The organism is Aurantiacibacter flavus, assembly GCF_039710615.1.
Taxonomy (GTDB): Bacteria; Pseudomonadota; Alphaproteobacteria; order Sphingomonadales; family Sphingomonadaceae; genus Alteraurantiacibacter; species Alteraurantiacibacter flavus.
This window is the reverse complement of record NZ_JBDLBR010000001.1, coordinates 963,642-982,069: the sequence shown is the minus strand read 5'-3', so window position 1 is coordinate 982,069 and position 18,428 is coordinate 963,642. Positions and strand designations below refer to the sequence as shown.

Genomic DNA, 18,428 nt, shown 5'->3' with positions numbered 1-18,428 from the left:
CAGAGAACCTGCCTTGTTGGGGAAAGCCTTAATTTGTCTAGGCGCTATAATAGTCCTGCAACGATCGCACTTCAAGATCAGCGACTTTTACGGAGACAATAGCTTGCGATGCCGCTGCCGAAGCGGCCGCTGTGGTGTAATAAGGCACCTTCATCTCAAGCGCCGAGGCACGGATCGACTGGCTGTCCTTGTGGCTCTGCCAGCCCTCGGTGGTGTTGAACACCAGCGCCACCTCACCATCGACGATCCTGTCGACGATATGCGGACGGCCCTGCGCCACCTTGTTCACCAGCTCGACGTTGAGGCCCTGCTCGGCAAGGTAGGCCTGGGTGCCGCTGGTGGCGATCACCGAGAACCCCGCCTCGATCAGCGCCCTCACCGGCCCCAGGATGTGCGGCTTGTCGCTATCCTTCACCGAGACGAACAGCGTGCCGCTTTCAGGCAGGCGCGAACCTTCGGCGATCTGCGACTTGGTGAAGGCGGTGACGAAATCGCGGTCGATCCCCATCACCTCGCCGGTAGACTTCATTTCCGGGGTCAGCACCGGGTCGGAGCCGGGGAAGCGGGCGAAGGGGAACACCGCCTCCTTCACCGCGACATAGTCGAGCTCGCGCTTGATCGGTGGTAGGTCGGCCAGCTTCTCGCCCGCCATTACCCGCGCGGCGATCTTGGCGATCTGCGAGCCGGTGGCCTTGGCGACGAAGGGCACGGTACGGCTTGCGCGCGGGTTCACCTCGATCAGGTAAACGTCGCCGTCTTTCACCGCGAACTGCACGTTCATCAGCCCGCGCACGCCGAGGCCATTGGCCAGCGCCACGGCCTGGCGTTCCATCTCGTCGATGATGTCCTGCGGCAGGCTGTAGGGAGGCAGCGAACAGGCGCTGTCGCCCGAGTGGACGCCCGCCTCTTCGATGTGCTGCATCACGCCTGCGATCACGACCTGCTCGCCGTCGCACAGGGCATCGACATCGCATTCGATGGCATCGCGCAAATACTGGTCGACCAGCACCGGGCTTTCGCCCGAGACCTGTACCGCGGTGGCGATGTAGTTTTCGAGCTGTTCGTCAGAGTCGACGATTTCCATGGCCCTGCCACCCAGCACGTAGGATGGGCGCAGCAGCACCGGGTAACCAATGCGGTGCGCCACGGCGAGCGCCTCTTCGCCGCTGTGGGCGATGCCGTTGTCGGGCTGCATCAGGTTCAGCTTGTCGACCAGCTTGGCGAAACGTTCGCGGTCTTCGGCAAGGTCGATCGCATCGGGAGTGGTGCCGAGGATCGGGATGCCGGCCTTCTCCAGCGCGCCCGCGAGCTTGAGCGGGGTCTGCCCGCCGAACTGCACGATCACGCCCTTCAATGTGCCCTTGGTCTGTTCCACGCGCAGGATTTCGAGCACGTCCTCAGCGGTGAGCGGTTCGAAATAGAGCCGGTCGGAGGTGTCGTAGTCGGTCGAGACGGTTTCCGGGTTGCAGTTGACCATGATCGTCTCGTAGCCCGCGTCACCCAGCGCGAAGCAGGCGTGGACGCAGCAATAGTCGAACTCGATGCCCTGCCCGATCCGGTTCGGCCCGCCGCCCAGGATCACCACCTTCTCACGGTCGGTGGGGAAGGCCTCGTCCTCGGGCGTGCCGAAGCTGGGGGCCTCGTAGGTGGAGTACATGTAGGGCGTGATCGCCTCGAACTCGGCGGCGCAGCTGTCGATGCGCTTGAACACGGGGAACACGCCGAGCTTGTGGCGCAGAGCCCGCACCTCGTCCTCGCTGGTGGCCCCGGCCATCGCGCGCAGCGTGTCGTGCAGCAGGCCCGAGCGCTTGGCCTGCGTCTCGGCCATACCGCCCGCGACATTGACCGAGCGCACCGCCAGCGTGGCCAGCCGCTTGTCCGAAAAGCCCATGGCCTTCAGCGCGCGCAGGCCCTCGGCATCGTTCGGCAGGCCGTCGGTGGCGATGGCCTTCTCGGTGGCGATGATTTCCTCGATGTGGCGCAGGAACCAGCGATCATAGTGCGTGATCGCGTGGATCTCCTCCACGGTGAAACCTTCCCGGAACGCCTGCGCTACACAAAGCAGCCGCTCAGGCGTGGCCCGGCTCAGCGCGGCGGTGATGACATCGCGGCTCGCGCCCTCGATCTCGACCACGCGGTTGAACCCGTCGAGCCCGGTCTCGAGCCCGCGCAGCGCCTTCTGCAGCGATTCCTTGATGTTGCGCCCGATGGCCATCACCTCGCCGACCGACTTCATCGCGGTGGACAGCAGCGGCTCTGCGCCCTTGAACTTTTCGAAGGCGAAGCGCGGGATCTTGGTCACGACATAGTCGATAGTCGGCTCGAAGCTGGCGGGCGTCGCGCCGGTGATCTCGTTGGTGATCTCGTCGAGCGTGTAGCCCACGGCCAGCTTGGCGGCGACGCGGGCGATGGGGAAGCCGGTCGCCTTCGAGGCCAGCGCCGAGCTGCGCGACACGCGCGGATTCATCTCGATCACGATCAGGCGGCCATCGTCGGGGTTCACGGCAAACTGCACGTTCGAGCCGCCCGTCTCCACGCCGATCTCGCGCAGCACCGCGATGCTGGCGTTGCGCATGATCTGGTATTCCTTGTCGGTCAGCGTCAGCGCCGGAGCGACGGTGATGGAGTCACCGGTGTGGACGCCCATCGGATCGACGTTCTCGATCGAGCAGATGATGATCGCGTTATCCTTGCGGTCGCGCACCACCTCCATCTCGTATTCTTTCCAGCCGAGCAGCGATTCCTCGATGAGGACTTCGGTGGTCGGGCTGGCATCGAGACCGGACTTCACGATCTTCTCGAATTCGGCCTTGTTGTAAGCCACGCCGCCGCCAGTGCCGCCCATGGTGAAGCTGGGGCGGATGATCGAGGGCAAGCCGGTACGTTCGAGCACGGCATAAGCTTCTTCGAGCGAATGCGCTGTGCCCGAGCGGGCGCTTTCGAGGCCGATCTTGTCCATCGCTTCGCGGAAACGCTGGCGGTTCTCGGCCTTGTCGATGGCATCGGCCCGCGCACCGATCATCTCCACGCCGTGCTCTGCCAACACGCCCATCTCTTCCAGTTTCAGCGCGCAGTTGAGCGCGGTCTGGCCGCCCATGGTGGGTAGCAGCGCATCGGGCTTTTCCTTGGCGATGATCTTGGCGACGATCTCGGGCGTGATCGGCTCGACATAGGTGGCGTCGGCCATGTCCGGGTCGGTCATGATCGTGGCCGGGTTCGAGTTGACCAGGATGACGCGGTAGCCATCCTCCTTCAGCGCCTTGATGGCCTGGGTGCCGGAGTAGTCGAACTCGCAGGCCTGGCCGATGATGATCGGGCCGGCACCGATGACGAGGATCGAGGAGATGTCAGTACGTTTGGGCATCAGGAGGGGATTTCCGTAAGGGTGTCTAGCGAAGGGGCGGCGGCGGGATCGGCCTCAGCGGGCGGCGCAAGTGCGAGCACGAAGCTGGTGTGGTGATCCACATATTGAAAGAAGTTCTGGCGGGCGATCTGTCCGTCGCGAAGGAACTGGCAGGTTTCGCGAATATTCACCAGCTCTGCCCCGGTGCGCACGGCTATATAACTGCGCACTTCATAGCGCAGCGGATCGCTGCGACGGCCGAGCACGTCGAAACGGCTGATGGTGCCGTCTCCGTTGAAGCGGGTGTCGATCTCGGTGAAATCTCCGAGAGAGCCCTGCTTGTTTTCGGCCTCGTAGATGGCGGCGTGGTCGTCCCAGGTGGCGCGTATCGGCGCGCGCTCGGCAGCGGCGCGGCACTCCATGCGCCCGCCGATGGCCTGCTCGTTCTTGGTGAACTGGATCGGACGCCAGAACCTGACGACCGACCTGTTGCTATCTTCGGCGGAGAGCAGCTCCACGCCGCCCTCGCCTGTAAAGAGCACGCCTTCGATCAGGGTGATGGCCTGCGGAGCGATGTCTTGGGCGGAAACGGAGGTGGCAAGCGCACCACATGCTAGCGAGAGAACACCAGACACAGTCCTGAATTTTGTCACCATAAGCCCCCCCTTTCACCAGGGAGAACTCGAAGATCAACGCCGGACCTTTCAACTATAAAGTACTCGAAATGATCTTCATAAGGTGGCTTTGAGCAAGAGGTAATAATATTGTCACTTCCAGCCCACACGACATACTCTATATCGCTGCAGCGTCCAGACGGTTCCATAATTGCAACGATTTCCAATTGCATTTTTGCGACAGCTGGAATGCTTACCAAATACACCATACTAATTATTATAAAAAGTTCTGCCAATAGCGTAATTCTTCTATCTTTCTTAATCATTAAATAGAAAAAGAAATTAAGAAAAACTAATGGATAAAATATCAATGCAACAGATTTTATGTCGTTGAAATGCAATTCAGTAGATATGCCGGCAATATTTTCCAGCCCTGCTAAAATAAAAAACGTAAGCAGCGCAATTAAAGTTAAGAGATGTGCAAGTTTAAATGCTATTTGCTGCCTGAATATTTTTTTTCTAAATTTAAAGCTATGCTTTAGAGCTCCGCAGAGCAAAGCGGCAGAAAAGGCAGCTAGTGACGGTACGCCAATCAAACCGAATGCTTGGATTCCGCCAGAAAGTACGTCTGATGCAGTTGCCACGGATGCGTAAGAAATGCCCCATTCGCTAAAAATAAAGATATTCGTAATTGTTGACAATGCAGTAACTGCCAATGTTGCAAGTACAGCGTGGGCACTCGCCTGACTTGCGATCTCAGCAAAATTTACTGACTGAAACCTCACCCCAACATCCCCACGAACTTCTCGAAGAGATAGAACGAGTCCTGCGGCCCCGGCGAGGCCTCGGGGTGATACTGCACGCCGAACGCTTTCTTACCCGCAATCGCGATCCCGCAGTTCGAACCGTCGAACAGCGACACATGCGTCTGCTCCACGCCCTCAGGCAAAGTATCGCCATCTACCGCAAAGCCGTGGTTCATCGAGGTGATCTCGACCAGACCCGAAGTCTCGCCCCAGCCCTCGCCCACGCGCTGAACCGGATGGTTCGCGCCGCGATGGCCCTGGTGCATCTTCATCGTTTTGGCGCCCGCCGCCAGGGCCAGCATCTGGTGGCCGAGGCAGATCCCGAACAGCGGCATGTCCGCGTCGAGCAGCGCCTTGATTACGGGCACCGCATATTCCCCCGTCGCCGCCGGATCGCCGGGGCCGTTGGAGAGGAACACGCCCGCAGGCTTCAGCGCCATTATATCGGCGTAAGAGGTCTGCGCCGGAACCACCGTCACCTTGGCGCCAGCGCGCACGAGGTTGCGGAAGATGTTGTCCTTCGCGCCATAGTCGATGGCGACCACGTGCGGGCGGCTATCGCCCTCGCCTTCACCGTAGCCATGGCCGAGCTGCCAGTAGGAGCCGTTCCAGCTTTCCTGATCGCGCCGCGAAACGCCGATGGCGAGGTCCATGCCCTCCAGCCCCGGCCAGCTCTGCGCCTTGCCCAGCAGTGCATCGAGATCGAACTTGCCCTCGGGCGAGTGGGCGATCACTGCGTTGGGCGCGCCGCTCATGCGAATGCGGCGGGTCAGCGCGCGGGTGTCGACGCCCGAGAGGCCGATCTTGCCCTTGGCCTTCATCCACTCGACGAACTCGACCTCGGAGCGGAAGTTGCTCTGCAACGTGACTTCCTCGCGCACCACGCAGCCCACCGCGCCTTCGACGGCGCTTTCCATATCCTCGCCGTTGGTGCCGACGTTGCCGATATGGGGGAAAGTGAAGGTGACGATCTGCGCCGCATAGGAGGGATCGGTCATTACCTCCTGATAGCCGGTCATCGCGGTGTTGAAGCAGACTTCGCCCACCGCATCGCCGATGGCGCCGAAGCCCTTGCCCCAGATGATCGTTCCATCCGCCAGAACGAGGACGCCCGTGGCTCCGTGTGGCGCAGGCGAAGAGGCGGAAAAGGCCATGAATGGGCTCCCGTAGAAAGGTTGATACCGGCGATGTCGCTAAGCCTGAGCCGCTAGGGACAAGGTGGCCCCGCGTCAAGCGCAAGACTTGGATTTGCGGCCAGCAGCGCTACCTAGGCCGCGAACAGTCCACAGGAATGACATCATGCTCAGGGATACGATCAAGACCGAAACCGTCGCCGCGATGAAGGCGAAAGACAAGGAGCGGACCGCCGCGCTGCGGCTGATTGCGGCCAAAATCAAGGACCGCGACATCGAACTTCGCACGTCCGAGGCTCCGGCTGACGACGATGCGATGGTGATCGACGTGCTTCAGAAGATGGCCAAGCAGCGCCGCGAATCGATCCAGATGTATCAGGATGGCGGCCGCACCGAGCTGGCCGAACAGGAACAGGCCGAGCTGGCAGTGATCGAGGAATTCCTCCCCCAGCAGATGAGCGAGGCCGAAACCATGGCCGCTATCGAATCGATCAAGGCCGAGATCAGCGCCGAGGGCATGAAGGACATGGGCAAGGTCATGGCCGAGCTGAAGGCGCGCCACGGTACGCAGCTCGATATGGGCAAAGCGAGTGGCTGGGTGAAAGCTTCGCTCAGCTGAGTGGCGGCGAATCGAAAGGCGCTGTAGGCTGCGCAGCTTATGGCGCTTTCCCCGCAATGGCTGGATGAACTCAAGACGCGGACCACGCTGTCCGCGCTGATCATGCGCACCACCAAGCTCACGCGCGCGGGCAACGAGTGGAAGGCCTGCTGCCCGTTCCACAACGAAAGGACGCCCAGCTTCTACGTCAACGACGCCAAGGGGTTCTACCACTGCTTCGGCTGCCAGGCCCACGGCAGCGCCATCGACTGGATGATGCAACAGCACGGGCTGGAATTCATGGACGCGGTGAAGGAGCTCGCCGCCGCCGCTGGCATGGACGTCCCCGCCCCCGATCCGCGCGCCGCACGCCGCGCCGAGGAACGCGCCTCGCTGCACGATGTGATGCAGGCCGCGCAGGATTGGCTGGTGGCGAACCTGCGCCAGCCCGCTGGCGCGAAGGCGCGCGACTATCTTGCCTCACGCGGGTTTTCGGATGCCATCTGTCAGGAGTTCGGTTTCGGCTACGCGCCCGACGAGCGGCAGGCGCTGAAGCAGGCGCTCGGCAAGTTCGAAGAGCCGATGCTGATCGAGGCAGGCCTGCGCATCGCAGTTGACGACAAGGAGCCATACGACCGCTTCCGCGACCGGCTGATGCTTCCCATTCAGGATGCGCGCGGCCGAGTGATCGCGTTCGGCGGGCGTATCCTCGAAAAGCGCGAGGGCGCGCCCAAGTATCTCAACAGCCCCGACACCCCGCTGTTCGACAAGAGCCGCACGCTTTACAACCTCCACCGCGCCGCCCCTGCCGCCCGCAAGAGCGGACGGCTGATTGCGGTCGAAGGCTATATGGACGTGATCGCGCTCGCAGCGGCAGGTTTTGCCGAGGCGGTCGCTCCGATGGGCACCGCTCTTACCGAGCAACAGATCGAACTGATGTGGCGCGCCTGCGAAAAGCCGGTGCTGTGCTTCGATGGCGACGTGGCGGGCCAGCGCGCGGCGATGAAGGCGGTGGTGCGTGCCCTGCCCCTGCTGCGCCCGGGGCATACCCTGCAAATCGTCACCCTGCCCGAGGGGCTCGATCCCGACGACTTGATCCGTCAGCGCGGCAAGGCGGCAATGGGCAAGCTGCTCGAAGCGCCGCGTTCGATGATCGACCTTATCTGGAGCCACGAGAGCGCCGCCGCCCCCCTCGCCTCGCCCGAGGACAAGGCGGGCCTGAAGGCGCGGCTGCTGGCGCATGTCGATAGCATTGCGGACACCGACATCCGCGCGCTCTATCGCCGCGAGCTGCTTGACCGTTATGGCGCCTTCGCCTTTCCGCCGCGCGAGGCAAGGTCTGGCAATCGCACGGCATGGCAAGGCCGGCCCGGCCAGCGTCCCGCAGCTCCCGCGCGAATGGACCCGCAACATGCGACCAATCTGCGCAAAGCTGCCGAGGGCGCCTCACGCGATGTTCTCACCCGCGCGGTGCTGCACGGTTTCCTGCGCCATCCGGAGCTGATCGCCCCCCATGCCGACAGCCTGTTCGAGCTGGCCAGCGCCTTGCCGCAAGTCGCGCCGCTGGTCGATCATCTGGTCGATAGTGCGGAAAGCCTTGAAGCGGGCGAGAATTTGCCCATATTCGATCCAGACAGCGTTCCGCCGCCACCGGATAACACCCGTTTCTCCTTCCTCGGTGAAGGATCAGATCCGGTCGAAGTGCGCGAGGACCTGGCCGAAGCGGTTTCGCTGCTGGTCGAAAGGCCAGCGCTTGAGGCTGCAATAAAGGCGGCCACCGCCCGATTCGATGCCGATCCCGAAGGCGCGTTTGCCGAGCAGCAGCTGCTCCGCAAACGAAAGCTGGAAATTGAGGAGCGTATCGGGCAGATGGCCAGAAAACGGGCCGCAGCTTACGCGGTAGAAACACCAACGCCTGACGGTGCCGAACCATCGGAAGGCGCGAGCGAAACGGAATAAAGCACTATTATGGCCACTGACGCCAAGAGCAATGCCAGTGAAGACGCGCCGCTGATCGACCTCAACGAAGCCTCGGTCAAGAAGCTGATCGCGAAAGCCAAGCGCAAGGGCTACATCACTTATGACGAGCTGAACGAGGCGCTCCCGCAAGGCGAGATGTCTTCCGATCAGATCGAGGATATCCAGGCCGCCATCTCCGAGATGGGCGTGCAGATCGTCGAGAACGCTGAAGAGGCGGAAGACGACGACGGCAACGAGGTCGAGGAAATCGCGCCCACCGGGTCGGACGATAGCGATAGCGATGGCGACGAAGCCAAGCAGAACGTGCCCGAGAAGAAGCGCGCCACCGGCGCCGGCGAACGGACCGACGACCCGGTCCGCATGTACCTGCGCGAAATGGGCGCGGTGGAACTGCTCAGCCGCGAGGGCGAGATCGCCATTGCCAAGCGCATCGAGGCCGGGCGCGACACCATGATCATGGGCCTGTGCGAAAGCCCGATCACCTTCCACGCGATCATCACCTGGTCCGAAGCGCTCAACAACGAGGAAATGCAGCTGCGCGAGATCCTCGATCTCGACGCCATGCTCTCGAAGGAGCCGCCGGTCGACAAGATGGCCGAAGGCGCCGAAGACGATGACGACGGCGAAATCTCGGAAGAGACTGCCGGCCCGACCATCCGCGAGGATGACGACGAGGACGACGAGGAAGAGACCGCCGAGGGTGAAGACGGCGAAGAGGGTTCCTCGCGCCGCCGCGAGGAAGAGGACGAGGAGGACAACACCATGTCCCTCGCCCAGATGGAAGCGGCATTGAAGCCCGATGCCATCGAGCGCTTCGCCCGCATCACAGATCTGTTCAAGAAGTTCGAAAAGCTCCAGGGCGAGCGGGTCGATGTGCTGGGTCGCGGCGACGAATTCCCGAAGGCCAAGGAAGCCAAGTACGAAAGTCTGCGCGAGGAGCTTACCGCCGAGGTCGAATCGGTGCAGTTCCACGCCACCAAGATCGAATTCCTGGTCGACAACCTCTATGCCTTCAACCGCCGCCTGACCGCGCTCGGCGGCCAGATGCTGCGTCTGGCCGAGCGCCACAAGGTCAAGCGTGTCGACTTCCTCAATGCCTATGTCGGCAACGAGCTGGACGACGCCTGGCTCAAGGACCGTTCCAAGAAGGACAAGAAGTGGGCCGCCTTTGCCGAGAAGGAAGCCGACGCGGTGGAGCGTATCCGGGTCGAGATCGCCGATATCGCCAGCGCCACCGGTATGAGCCTGAACGAGTTCCGCCGCATCGTGAACATGGTGCAGAAGGGCGAGCGCGAGGCGCGTATCGCGAAGAAGGAAATGGTCGAGGCGAACCTGCGCCTCGTGATTTCCATCGCCAAGAAATACACCAATCGTGGCCTGCAATTCCTTGATCTTATTCAGGAAGGCAACATTGGCCTGATGAAGGCGGTCGACAAGTTCGAGTATCGCCGCGGCTACAAGTTCTCCACCTATGCCACCTGGTGGATCAGGCAGGCGATCACCCGTTCAATTGCCGATCAGGCGCGCACGATCCGCATCCCGGTGCACATGATCGAGACGATCAACAAGCTCGTGCGCACCAGCCGCCAGTTCCTTCACGAGCAGGGCCGCGAGCCGACGCCGGAGGAAATGGCCGAGCGCCTCTCTATGCCGCTCGAAAAGGTGCGCAAGGTGATGAAGATCGCCAAGGAGCCGATCTCTCTCGAAACGCCGATCGGCGACGAGGAAGACAGCCACCTGGGCGATTTCATCGAGGACAAGAACGCGATCATTCCGGTCGACGCGGCCATTCAGGCGAACCTGAAGGAAACCGTCACCCGCGTGCTCGCCAGCCTGACCCCGCGTGAAGAGCGCGTGCTGCGCATGCGCTTCGGCATCGGCATGAACACCGATCATACGCTGGAAGAGGTCGGACAGCAGTTCTCGGTGACTCGCGAACGTATCCGTCAGATCGAGGCAAAGGCGCTGCGCAAGCTGAAGCACCCGAGCCGCAGCCGCAAGATGCGCTCGTTCCTCGACCAGTAACAGGGGATTGGCAGGTTCAGCGGGGGGTCTGGTGCTGCGAGGCCGCCTTCACCCCTCGCTCTCGCGGACCGTAGCCTAAGGCCAACGCCTTCTCGCGTTCAGCAGCAGCTCAGCGCCACCACAGCGATACCATTGGGCGCGCGTTTCGCCTGCTTCTTGCCGCAGTTCAGCCGCTCTTCGAGATCCGACGTCGCGCAGGGGTTGGTGCCAGCCGGCATGTGCAGCACCGAAGCCGAAACGCTGAGCATGGGAAAGAGACGCTCGCTGCCATAGCGGTCGAGCGCGAGGATGCCGCCGCGCTCTCGGTCTTCCGGGCTGTACAGCGACGAAGCATCGGAACCGAACTTTGCGCGGATATCTTCGATAATCTGCAGCGCTTCCTTGGGCTCCGCTTCCACAGCAAGGAAGAAATCATCCCCGCCGATATGTGCGGCGAAGATATCGGTCCGGCGCGCGAGATCCTTGATTTGGTCGGCGAACATCATCAGCGCACGGTCGCCCATGGTAAAGCCGTAGCAATCGTTGAACGCCTTGAAATGGTCGAAGTCGAAATAGGCAATCGAGGTCGCGGCGCCTGTTTTGGTTACGTCGGCCAGCTTGCGCGAGATAGCACGATTGCCGGGCAACTGCGTGAGCGGATTGGCGTCGCGCGCGATGGACACCGCGCGATCGAGCGCCAGCCGCATTAGCGCGTGGTTCGAAAGGTAGCCGACATAGGCCCCCTCGTCGGCGAGCATGATGCCGCGCGCCGAATTGGTGTCGACATAGCTGTTGAGGATTTGCTCGACCGAGCCGGTGGCATTGGCAATGGGGCAATTGCGAACGAAAGACCCGATCCGCGGAGCGGAGGCCTTGTTCGCCATCAGTGCGCGTCCGAATTCCGAGCTGCGGTAGGAAAAAAAGTCATCCTCGTAAACGACCCCTACCAGCATGCCCGCTTCGTCGACTGCGGGAGCGAGCGGAAGGTCCGGATTGTCGTCGAAGAAGGCTTCCAGCTTGCCCAGCGAATCGGTCGTGAGCATCGGCGACACCTTGTTTAGCAACAGGCGGACATCCTCATCCATCTGGCCGTTCGTTATCTGCGCCACGCAGCGCGTGTAGTTCTGTGTGAGCTTGCGCAGCTCGGTGGTCGGGCGGGCAATATGGTAGCCTTGCGCAAAGTCGCAGCCGAGGTCGCGCACCATGCGGAAATCTTCCTCGCACTCGACCCCCTCGGCCACAGTCTGGAAACCGAGCGAATGGGCCAGCCCGCAAAGCTTCGACACCACGGCCTGCTGGCGCTGGTTGGTGGCGATCGAGAAAATGAAGCTCTGGTCGATCTTCACATAGTTCGGCTCGACGCGCAGCAACAGGTGAAGGCCCGACATGCCGGTGCCGAAATCATCGAGCGCGGTGTGCATCCCGCAAGCGGAAAGCTGCTTGGACAGGTCGATCAGGTTGGTCCAGTTGCGCAGCTGATAGCGCTCGGAAATCTCAAGGCAGATTGCACCTGGCGGAAGGCTGCGTGGACGCAAGAGGTCGCGCATCAGATCAGGCGAGAGGCACTCGCCCTCGTATAGTCGGCTATCGAGGTTGCAGAATAGCCGTGTGGAGGCGGCCGCCTCGTAACGGGCGAACTTGGCAATCGCATTGTCGAGGATCGCGCTCTCGGCGCGTTGCAGATCCTTCGTGTCGGACATCGCTTCGAGCAGGTCGATGATCGAGCCGAACGGCGTTGCCTTGGTGCGGGCAAGAGCCTCGAAGCCGTGGACGACCAACGTCTTGGTGCTCACGATCGGCTGATAGGCGAAGTCGATGCTTCCCACGCTATCGAGTGCCAGCTGCACACGCGTAGAATGTTCCGTTGTCGGGGGCGATGCGGAGACCGTCCCGGCTCGTGCTGTTGCCACGCTGCGACCCTATCCTCGCTAGTCGATGAGTATGTGGGCATCCTAGGTGACATAGGTAAATGTACGGTGTTTGCGTACTGCGGCTATTACTTAGGCTCAGGTTTCAGGGATCCACACCGCCCCTTTGATATGGTGAATGAGCCCATCTGCGCCGACAATGTAATGGATATAGAACTCGACGGGCACGGTCATGCCGATCGAGATCGGGGTCATGCCTGAATAGCCGCGCTCGTCGAGCTGGGACTGCGACAGTTCCTGTAGACCGGTGAAGTGGATGACGACATTGGCGACAAAGCCGCTGGTGCCCGGAAAGAACTCCTTGAACTCGACCTCCTCGCGGCAGAATGCGTGGAAGAAGGCATAGAATTCGCGGAAAGCGGCCTTGCCGCGCACCGCAAACCCTGCGTTTTCGAGCACGAAATCGTCGGCGAAGAAGGTCTCCAGCGTCGCGTAGTCCTGCGCATTGAAGGCCTCGATATAGCGGTGATAATCGTCTTCGGTCATGCGGCAGGCTCCTCTCGCAACACAGCATATAGATGAGCCATGGGGCACAAAAGGCTATTTGCGGTAGTCACTGGCGCGAAGTGCTCCTATTGGCTCGCGCACACGAGTCCTTATCCAGAGAAGAACGCCGGAAGAGTTCACCATGCGCATTGCCATCGCATCCGACCACGCCGCTTTCGAGCTAAAGGCGCTCCTGCGCGACTGGTTGATCGACGAAGGCCACGAGGTCGCCGACCTCGGCCCCGATAGCGGCGACCGGGTCGACTATCCCGATTTCGGGTATCTGCTGGCGGGCGTCGTCGCCGATGGCACGGCCGAACGCGGCATTGCGCTGTGCGGCAGCGGGATCGGCATCTCGATGGCGGTCAACCGCAATCCGGCGCTGCGCTGCGCGCTGGTTTCCGAACCGCTGTCGGCCGCCCTCGCGCGAGAGCATAACGATGCCAACTGCCTCGCGCTCGGCGCACGTCTGACCGGGATCGATATGGCCAAGGCCTGCGTCACCGCTTTCCTCGAAACCGAATTTGGCGGTGGTCGCCATGCCGGTCGCGTCGAAAAACTGTCCAATCCGACCCAAGAGTCCTGATATGTCCACCATTGCCCCTCCTGCACAGTCCGCTGCCCTCGATCGTTTCTGGAACGAAAGCCTCGAACAGTCCGACCCTGAAGTTTTCGGCACGATCCGCCGCGAGCTGGGCCGCCAGCGCGACCGCATCGAACTGATTGCGAGCGAGAACATCGCCAGCCCCGCCGTGCTTGAAGCGACCGGCTCGGTGTTCACCAACAAGTATGCCGAGGGCTATCCGGGCAAGCGCTATTACGGTGGCTGCGAATATGCCGACGAGGTGGAAAATCTCGCCATCGAGCGTGCCAAGCAGCTGTTCGGGTGCAACTTCGCCAACGTGCAGCCCAACTCGGGCAGCCAGATGAACCAGGCGGTGTTCCTCGCCCTGCTCAATCCGGGCGACACGTTCATGGGCCTCGACCTCGCCAGCGGCGGCCACCTCACCCACGGCTCGCCGGTCAACATGAGCGGCAAGTGGTTCAACGCCGTGCCCTATGGCGTGCGCCGCGAGGATGAGCGGCTCGACATGGAGCAGGTCCGCGAGCTGGCGCACAAGCACAAGCCCAAGCTGATCATCTCGGGCGGCACCGCCTATCCACGCCTGTGGGACTTCGCCGCCTTCCGCGAGATCGCGGACGAGGTTGGCGCCTACTTGCTGGCCGACATGAGCCACTTCTCAGGGCTGGTGGCAGGCGGGATGCACCCCAACCCGTTCCCCCATGCTCACATCGTCACCTCGACCACGCACAAGTCGATGCGCGGCCCGCGTTCGGGCATCATTCTGTGGAACGACGAAGAGCTGTCGAAGCCGCTGAACATGGCGGTGTTTCCTGGGATGCAGGGCGGCCCGCTGATGCATGTGATCGCAGGCAAGGCCGTGGCCTTCGGCGAGGCGCTGCGGCCCGAGTTCAAGGCCTATGCCGCCGCCGTGGTCGAGAACGCCAAGGCGCTGGCTGCCAGCCTTGAAGAAAACGGCCTGCGCGTGGTTTCGGGCGGAACCGACAACCACCTGATGCTCGTCGATCTCACCTCTGCCGATGTCACCGGCAAAGCCGCAGAGAAGGGCCTCGATCGCGCGTTCCTTACCTGCAACAAGAACGGCATCCCGTTCGACACCCGTTCGCCCTTCGTAACCAGCGGCGTGCGCCTCGGCGCGCCTGCGGGAACCACGCGCGGGTTCGGCCCCGCCGAGTTCCGCAAGATCGGCGCCTTGATCGCTGATGTGGTGGGCGGCATGAGCCGCAACGGCGAGGAGGGCGATGCGCAGATCGAAGAGCGTGTACAGCGCGAAGTCAGCGAGATGTGCGCGGCCTTCCCGGTTTACCCTGGCCGGTAATCGGGCGGCAAAGCGATGCGCTGCCCGTTCTGCGCCCACGACAACAGCCAGGTAAAGGACTCGCGCCCGACCGAGGACAACTCGGCGATCCGTCGCCGTCGCCAGTGCGAAAGCTGCGGCGCGCGGTTCACAACCTTCGAGCGCGTGCAACTGCGCGAGGTAACGGTGGTCAAGTCCGGTGATCGCCGCCAGCCGTTCGACCGCACCAAGCTGGAGCAGTCGGTCACCCTCGCCTGCCGCAAGCGCAGCGTGGAGCCGGAACGGATCGCACAGCTCGTCTCAGGCATTCAGCGGCAGGTGGAGACGGCGGGCGAAAGCGAAGTCGCCTCATCGCGTATCGGCGAAATGGTGATGGAAGGGCTGAAGCAGCTCGACACGGTTGCCTACATCCGCTTCGCCAGCGTCTACCGCGATTTCTCCGAAGCGCGCGACTTCGAGGAGTTTGCGAGCACCGTGCAGGATGCCGCGAGCAGCGATGTGGCGGGCAAAGCCTGAGGTGTTCTGGGCCTATATCCTGCGCTGCTCGGATGGCAGCTATTATGCCGGGCACACCGACGATCTTGAGCTGAGGCTGGCGCAGCATCAATCGGGCGAACTTGGCGGGTATACGCACGAGCGGCGGCCGGTCGACCTGATGTGGAGCGGGGAATTTCCGACCCGCGTAGAGGCGCTCGAGGCGGAAAGCACGATTAAGGGCTGGTCTCGAGCGAAGAAGGAAGCGCTGATCCGGGGGGATTGGGCGGCGATTGAGAGGTTGGCACGGCGACGCAGGTCCTTCGAGACGGGTGCTCAGCCTGCGGCTTCGAGCCCTCCTCAGGACGAACGGAGGTCTGTCCCCCCTTCCGTTCGTCCTGAGGAGCCGAAGACGAAGTCAGAGGCGTCTCGAAGGACCGCCCCGCAACAACCCGTTATCGTCCTCGTCCGCCCGCAGCTGGGCGAGAACATCGGCAAGGCGGCGCGCGCGATGCTCAACTTCGGGCTCACCGAGATGCGCCTTGTCGCGCCGCGTGATGGCTGGCCCAACCCATCGGCAGGCCCCGCCGCTTCGGGCGCGGACATCGTTCTCGAACAGGCCAAGGTCTATGAGACCACCGCCGAGGCCGTGGCCGACTGCGCCCATGTCTATGCCACCACGGTGCGCAAACGCGGGGTGACCAAGCCCGTGGTCACGCCCGAGGGCGCGGCAGCGGAAATGGTCCGCGCCGAGGGGCGCTCGGCGGTGCTGTTCGGGCGCGAAGCCTCGGGGCTGGAGACCAGCGACGTGGCGCTGGCCCGCACGATCATCACCGCGCCGATCAACCCAGAATTCGGCTCGCTGAACCTTGCTCAGGCGGTGATGCTGGTGGTCTACGAGCTGTCGAGGCATGCCCACCTTGCCATGCCTACCGTGGAGGAATTGCTGCCCCCTGCTCCACAGGACGAGCTGGAAGGCTTGATCGGCCACTTCGAAAAACTGCTCGAACCGCGCCGCTATTTCTGGCCTGAGAGCCGCGCCGAGGCCACACGCCGCACCTTGCGCGGTGTGCTCACAAGGCCGGGCTGGAACCACCTCGAAGTGCGCACTTTGCGCGGTGTGCTGAGCGCGCTCGAACGCCCCGAGGGCGAGCGCCACCGCGACAACGACGATCAATAACTTGACTTTGGGTGGCGTGCAGCTATTTGCGCGCCTTCGCGATTGATTGGCTCCGCATCCCGGTGAAGCGGCGGCCGCGTCTGGCAACTCGGTCAGGCGGTGCGATACCGGGTTGAAGCGCTGCCACTGGGGCAGCGATAGCAAATTGAAGGATACGTCTGATGACGAAGCGCACCAGCGCCAAGCACAAACTCGACCGCCGGATGGGCGAAAACATCTGGGGCCGTCCGAATTCGCCGGTTAACAAGCGTTCCTACGGTCCGGGCCAGCACGGCCAGCGCCGCAAGGGCAAGATGAGCGACTATGGCCTGCAGCTGCGCGCCAAGCAGAAGCTCAAGGGTTACTACGGCGACGTGACGGAAAAGCAGTTCCGTAGCACCTACAAGCAAGCGGCCGCGATGAAGGGCGACGCCAGCCAGAACCTGATCGGCCTGCTCGAGCGTCGTCTCGACATGATCGTCTACCGCGCCAAGTTCGCGCCGACGATCTTCGCCGCTCGCCAGATCGTTTCGCACGGCCACATCAAGGTCAACGGCGTGAAGTGCAACATCGCCAGCCGCCGCATCGACGTGGGCGACGTGATCTCGCTGGGCGACAAGGCCAAGGAAATGGCGCTCGTGATCGAAGCGCAGAGCCTGCCCGAGCGTGAAATTCCCGAATATGTCGTTCCCGATGGCACCGACAAGGTGACCTTCAACCGCGTGCCCACGCTGGACGAAGTGCCCTACCCGGTGCAGATGGAGCCGAACCTGGTCGTCGAGTTCTACTCGCGCTAAGTTTGGCGGCTCATAGCCGAACACAGAAAAGGGCGGTCCTGCGGGGCCGCCCTTTTCGTTTGCGGGCCTATTGCCTCTGATAGTCGCGCCGGAAATCGGCGGCAAAGGCGGCAAAACGCCCGTCTGCAATCGCATCGCGCATGGCCTGCATTAGTTGCTGGTAGAACGCGAGGTTGTGCTCGGTCAGCAGCATCGCGCCGAGGATTTCGCCCGACTTGTGCAGGTGGTGCAGATAGGCGCGGCTGTAGTTGGCGCAGGTGTCGCACGAACAACGCTCGTCGAGCGGTGCGGTGTCCTCGGCATGGCGGGCGTTGCGCAGGTTGACCGGGCCGTTCCAGGTAAAGCCCTGCCCGTTCCGGCCAGAGCGCGTCGGCAGTACGCAGTCGAACATGTCAACACCGCGCTCCACCGCGCCGACCAGATCGTCGGGCTTGCCTACGCCCATCAGGTAGCGCGGCGCATCTTCGGGCAACTGGCCGGGCGCAAAGTCGAGCGTGGCGAACATGGCCTCTTGCCCCTCGCCCACCGCCAAGCCGCCGATCGCATAGCCGTCGAAGCCAATCTCCCGCAGTGCCTCCGCCGAGCGGCCACGCAGGCCCTCGTCAAGCGCGCCCTGCTGAATGCCGAACAGTGCCGAGTTCGCTGCATGGTCGCCGCCAGCATCGAAAGCGTCGCGGCTGCGCTTCGCCCAGCGCATCGACAGCTCCATGCTGGCCTCGATCTCCTTCAGCGGTCGGTCGGCGCGCGGGCATTCGTCGAAGCACATCACGATGTCCGAGCCAAGCAGCCGCTGGATCTCCATGCTCCGCTCGGGGCTGAGCATGTGGCGTGAGCCGTCGATGTGGCTCTGGAAGGTCACGCCCTCCTCGGTCAGTTTGCGCAGCGAGGCGAGGCTCATCACCTGATAGCCGCCACTGTCGGTGAGGATCGGGCGGTCCCAGCGCATGAAACGATGCAGCCCGCCAAGCCGCGCGACACGCTCGGCGCCGGGGCGCAGCATGAGGTGGTACGTGTTGCCGAGGATAATGTCGGCACCGATGGCGCGCACCGTGTCGGGCTTCATGGCCTTCACGGTGGCGGCAGTGCCCACCGGCATGAAGGCGGGGGTGCGGATTTCCCCGCGTCGCATGGCGATGCTGCCGGTGCGGGCTTTGCCATCGGTGGCATGGATCGAAAACTGGAAACGCGGTGCTGTCATCCTCGGCTCGTTAGCTTGGCAGCCGCGT

The 18,428-nt window shown here is 62.7% G+C and carries 15 protein-coding genes; 8 read left to right on the top strand and 7 right to left on the bottom strand.

The genetic code is table 11. The features are described from left to right. Window positions 1-37 precede the first annotated feature (37 nt). The 4 genes from carB to carA are packed head-to-tail and all read right to left on the bottom strand — an operon-like array spanning window position 38 to window position 5,917. On the bottom strand, window positions 38-3,364 hold the full coding sequence (gene carB, locus ABDJ38_RS04595) for a carbamoyl-phosphate synthase large subunit (protein WP_346783877.1): 3,327 nt from the start codon (window positions 3,362-3,364) through the stop codon (window positions 38-40). Next, on the bottom strand, window positions 3,364-3,999 hold the full coding sequence (locus tag ABDJ38_RS04590) for a hypothetical protein (protein ID WP_346783876.1): 636 nt from the start codon (window positions 3,997-3,999) through the stop codon (window positions 3,364-3,366). Before ABDJ38_RS04590 ends, carB begins: the two co-directional genes overlap by 1 nt. Next, a complete protein-coding gene (locus ABDJ38_RS04585; RefSeq protein ID WP_346783875.1) occupies window positions 3,993-4,742 on the bottom strand; it encodes a hypothetical protein in 750 nt (249 codons plus the stop codon). The genes ABDJ38_RS04590 and ABDJ38_RS04585 overlap by 7 nt, the downstream gene beginning before the upstream one ends. Next, window positions 4,739-5,917, bottom strand: coding sequence for a glutamine-hydrolyzing carbamoyl-phosphate synthase small subunit (carA, locus tag ABDJ38_RS04580; protein WP_346783874.1), 1,179 nt, complete (start codon window positions 5,915-5,917; stop codon window positions 4,739-4,741). The genes ABDJ38_RS04585 and carA overlap by 4 nt, the downstream gene beginning before the upstream one ends. Before the next feature lie 145 nt (window positions 5,918-6,062). Here carA and ABDJ38_RS04575 point away from each other — a divergent pair, with 145 nt between their 5' ends. From ABDJ38_RS04575 to rpoD, 3 genes are read left to right on the top strand one after another with little or no spacing between them, the layout of a single operon-like run. Beyond that, the gene (locus ABDJ38_RS04575; RefSeq protein WP_346783873.1) at window positions 6,063-6,515 is read left to right on the top strand and encodes a GatB/YqeY domain-containing protein; all 453 of its coding nucleotides are present in this window, start codon (window positions 6,063-6,065) and stop codon (window positions 6,513-6,515) included. A 39-nt stretch (window positions 6,516-6,554) separates the two neighbouring features. Beyond that, a complete protein-coding gene (dnaG, locus tag ABDJ38_RS04570; RefSeq protein ID WP_346783872.1) occupies window positions 6,555-8,453 on the top strand; it encodes a DNA primase in 1,899 nt (632 codons plus the stop codon). A gap of 9 nt (window positions 8,454-8,462) precedes the next feature. Further along, window positions 8,463-10,499 carry an RNA polymerase sigma factor RpoD gene (rpoD, locus tag ABDJ38_RS04565; protein WP_346783871.1) on the top strand — a complete coding sequence of 679 codons (2,037 nt, stop codon included), beginning with the start codon at window positions 8,463-8,465 and terminating at the stop codon, window positions 10,497-10,499. A gap of 98 nt (window positions 10,500-10,597) precedes the next feature. Here rpoD and ABDJ38_RS04560 read toward each other — a convergent pair whose 3' ends face one another. Further along, on the bottom strand, window positions 10,598-12,325 hold the full coding sequence (locus tag ABDJ38_RS04560) for a bifunctional diguanylate cyclase/phosphodiesterase (protein WP_346783870.1): 1,728 nt from the start codon (window positions 12,323-12,325) through the stop codon (window positions 10,598-10,600). 159 nt (window positions 12,326-12,484) lie between these two features. Then, window positions 12,485-12,892: a nuclear transport factor 2 family protein gene (locus ABDJ38_RS04555; protein WP_346783869.1), complete on the bottom strand. Its 408-nt coding sequence runs from the start codon at window positions 12,890-12,892 to the stop codon at window positions 12,485-12,487. A gap of 142 nt (window positions 12,893-13,034) precedes the next feature. Between ABDJ38_RS04555 and rpiB the strand changes: the two genes are divergently transcribed. The 5 genes from rpiB (at window position 13,035) to rpsD (ending at window position 17,202) form a co-directional block, all read left to right on the top strand. Next, on the top strand, window positions 13,035-13,478 hold the full coding sequence (gene rpiB, locus ABDJ38_RS04550) for a ribose 5-phosphate isomerase B (RefSeq protein ID WP_346783868.1): 444 nt from the start codon (window positions 13,035-13,037) through the stop codon (window positions 13,476-13,478). Between the two features lies 1 nt (window position 13,479). Continuing rightward, a complete protein-coding gene (glyA, locus tag ABDJ38_RS04545) occupies window positions 13,480-14,793 on the top strand; it encodes a serine hydroxymethyltransferase (protein ID WP_346783867.1) in 1,314 nt (437 codons plus the stop codon). A 15-nt stretch (window positions 14,794-14,808) separates the two neighbouring features. After that, window positions 14,809-15,288, top strand: coding sequence for a transcriptional regulator NrdR (nrdR, locus tag ABDJ38_RS04540; RefSeq protein WP_346783866.1), 480 nt, complete (start codon window positions 14,809-14,811; stop codon window positions 15,286-15,288). Continuing rightward, the gene (locus ABDJ38_RS04535; RefSeq protein WP_346783865.1) at window positions 15,269-16,426 is read left to right on the top strand and encodes a TrmJ/YjtD family RNA methyltransferase; all 1,158 of its coding nucleotides are present in this window, start codon (window positions 15,269-15,271) and stop codon (window positions 16,424-16,426) included. Before nrdR ends, ABDJ38_RS04535 begins: the two co-directional genes overlap by 20 nt. Before the next feature lie 161 nt (window positions 16,427-16,587). Then, on the top strand, window positions 16,588-17,202 hold the full coding sequence (rpsD, locus tag ABDJ38_RS04530; RefSeq protein WP_137679183.1) for a 30S ribosomal protein S4: 615 nt from the start codon (window positions 16,588-16,590) through the stop codon (window positions 17,200-17,202). Window positions 17,203-17,269: 67 nt separating this feature from the next. Here rpsD and tgt read toward each other — a convergent pair whose 3' ends face one another. Continuing rightward, window positions 17,270-18,400, bottom strand: coding sequence for a tRNA guanosine(34) transglycosylase Tgt (tgt, locus tag ABDJ38_RS04525; protein WP_346783864.1), 1,131 nt, complete (start codon window positions 18,398-18,400; stop codon window positions 17,270-17,272). Window positions 18,401-18,428 lie beyond the last annotated feature (28 nt).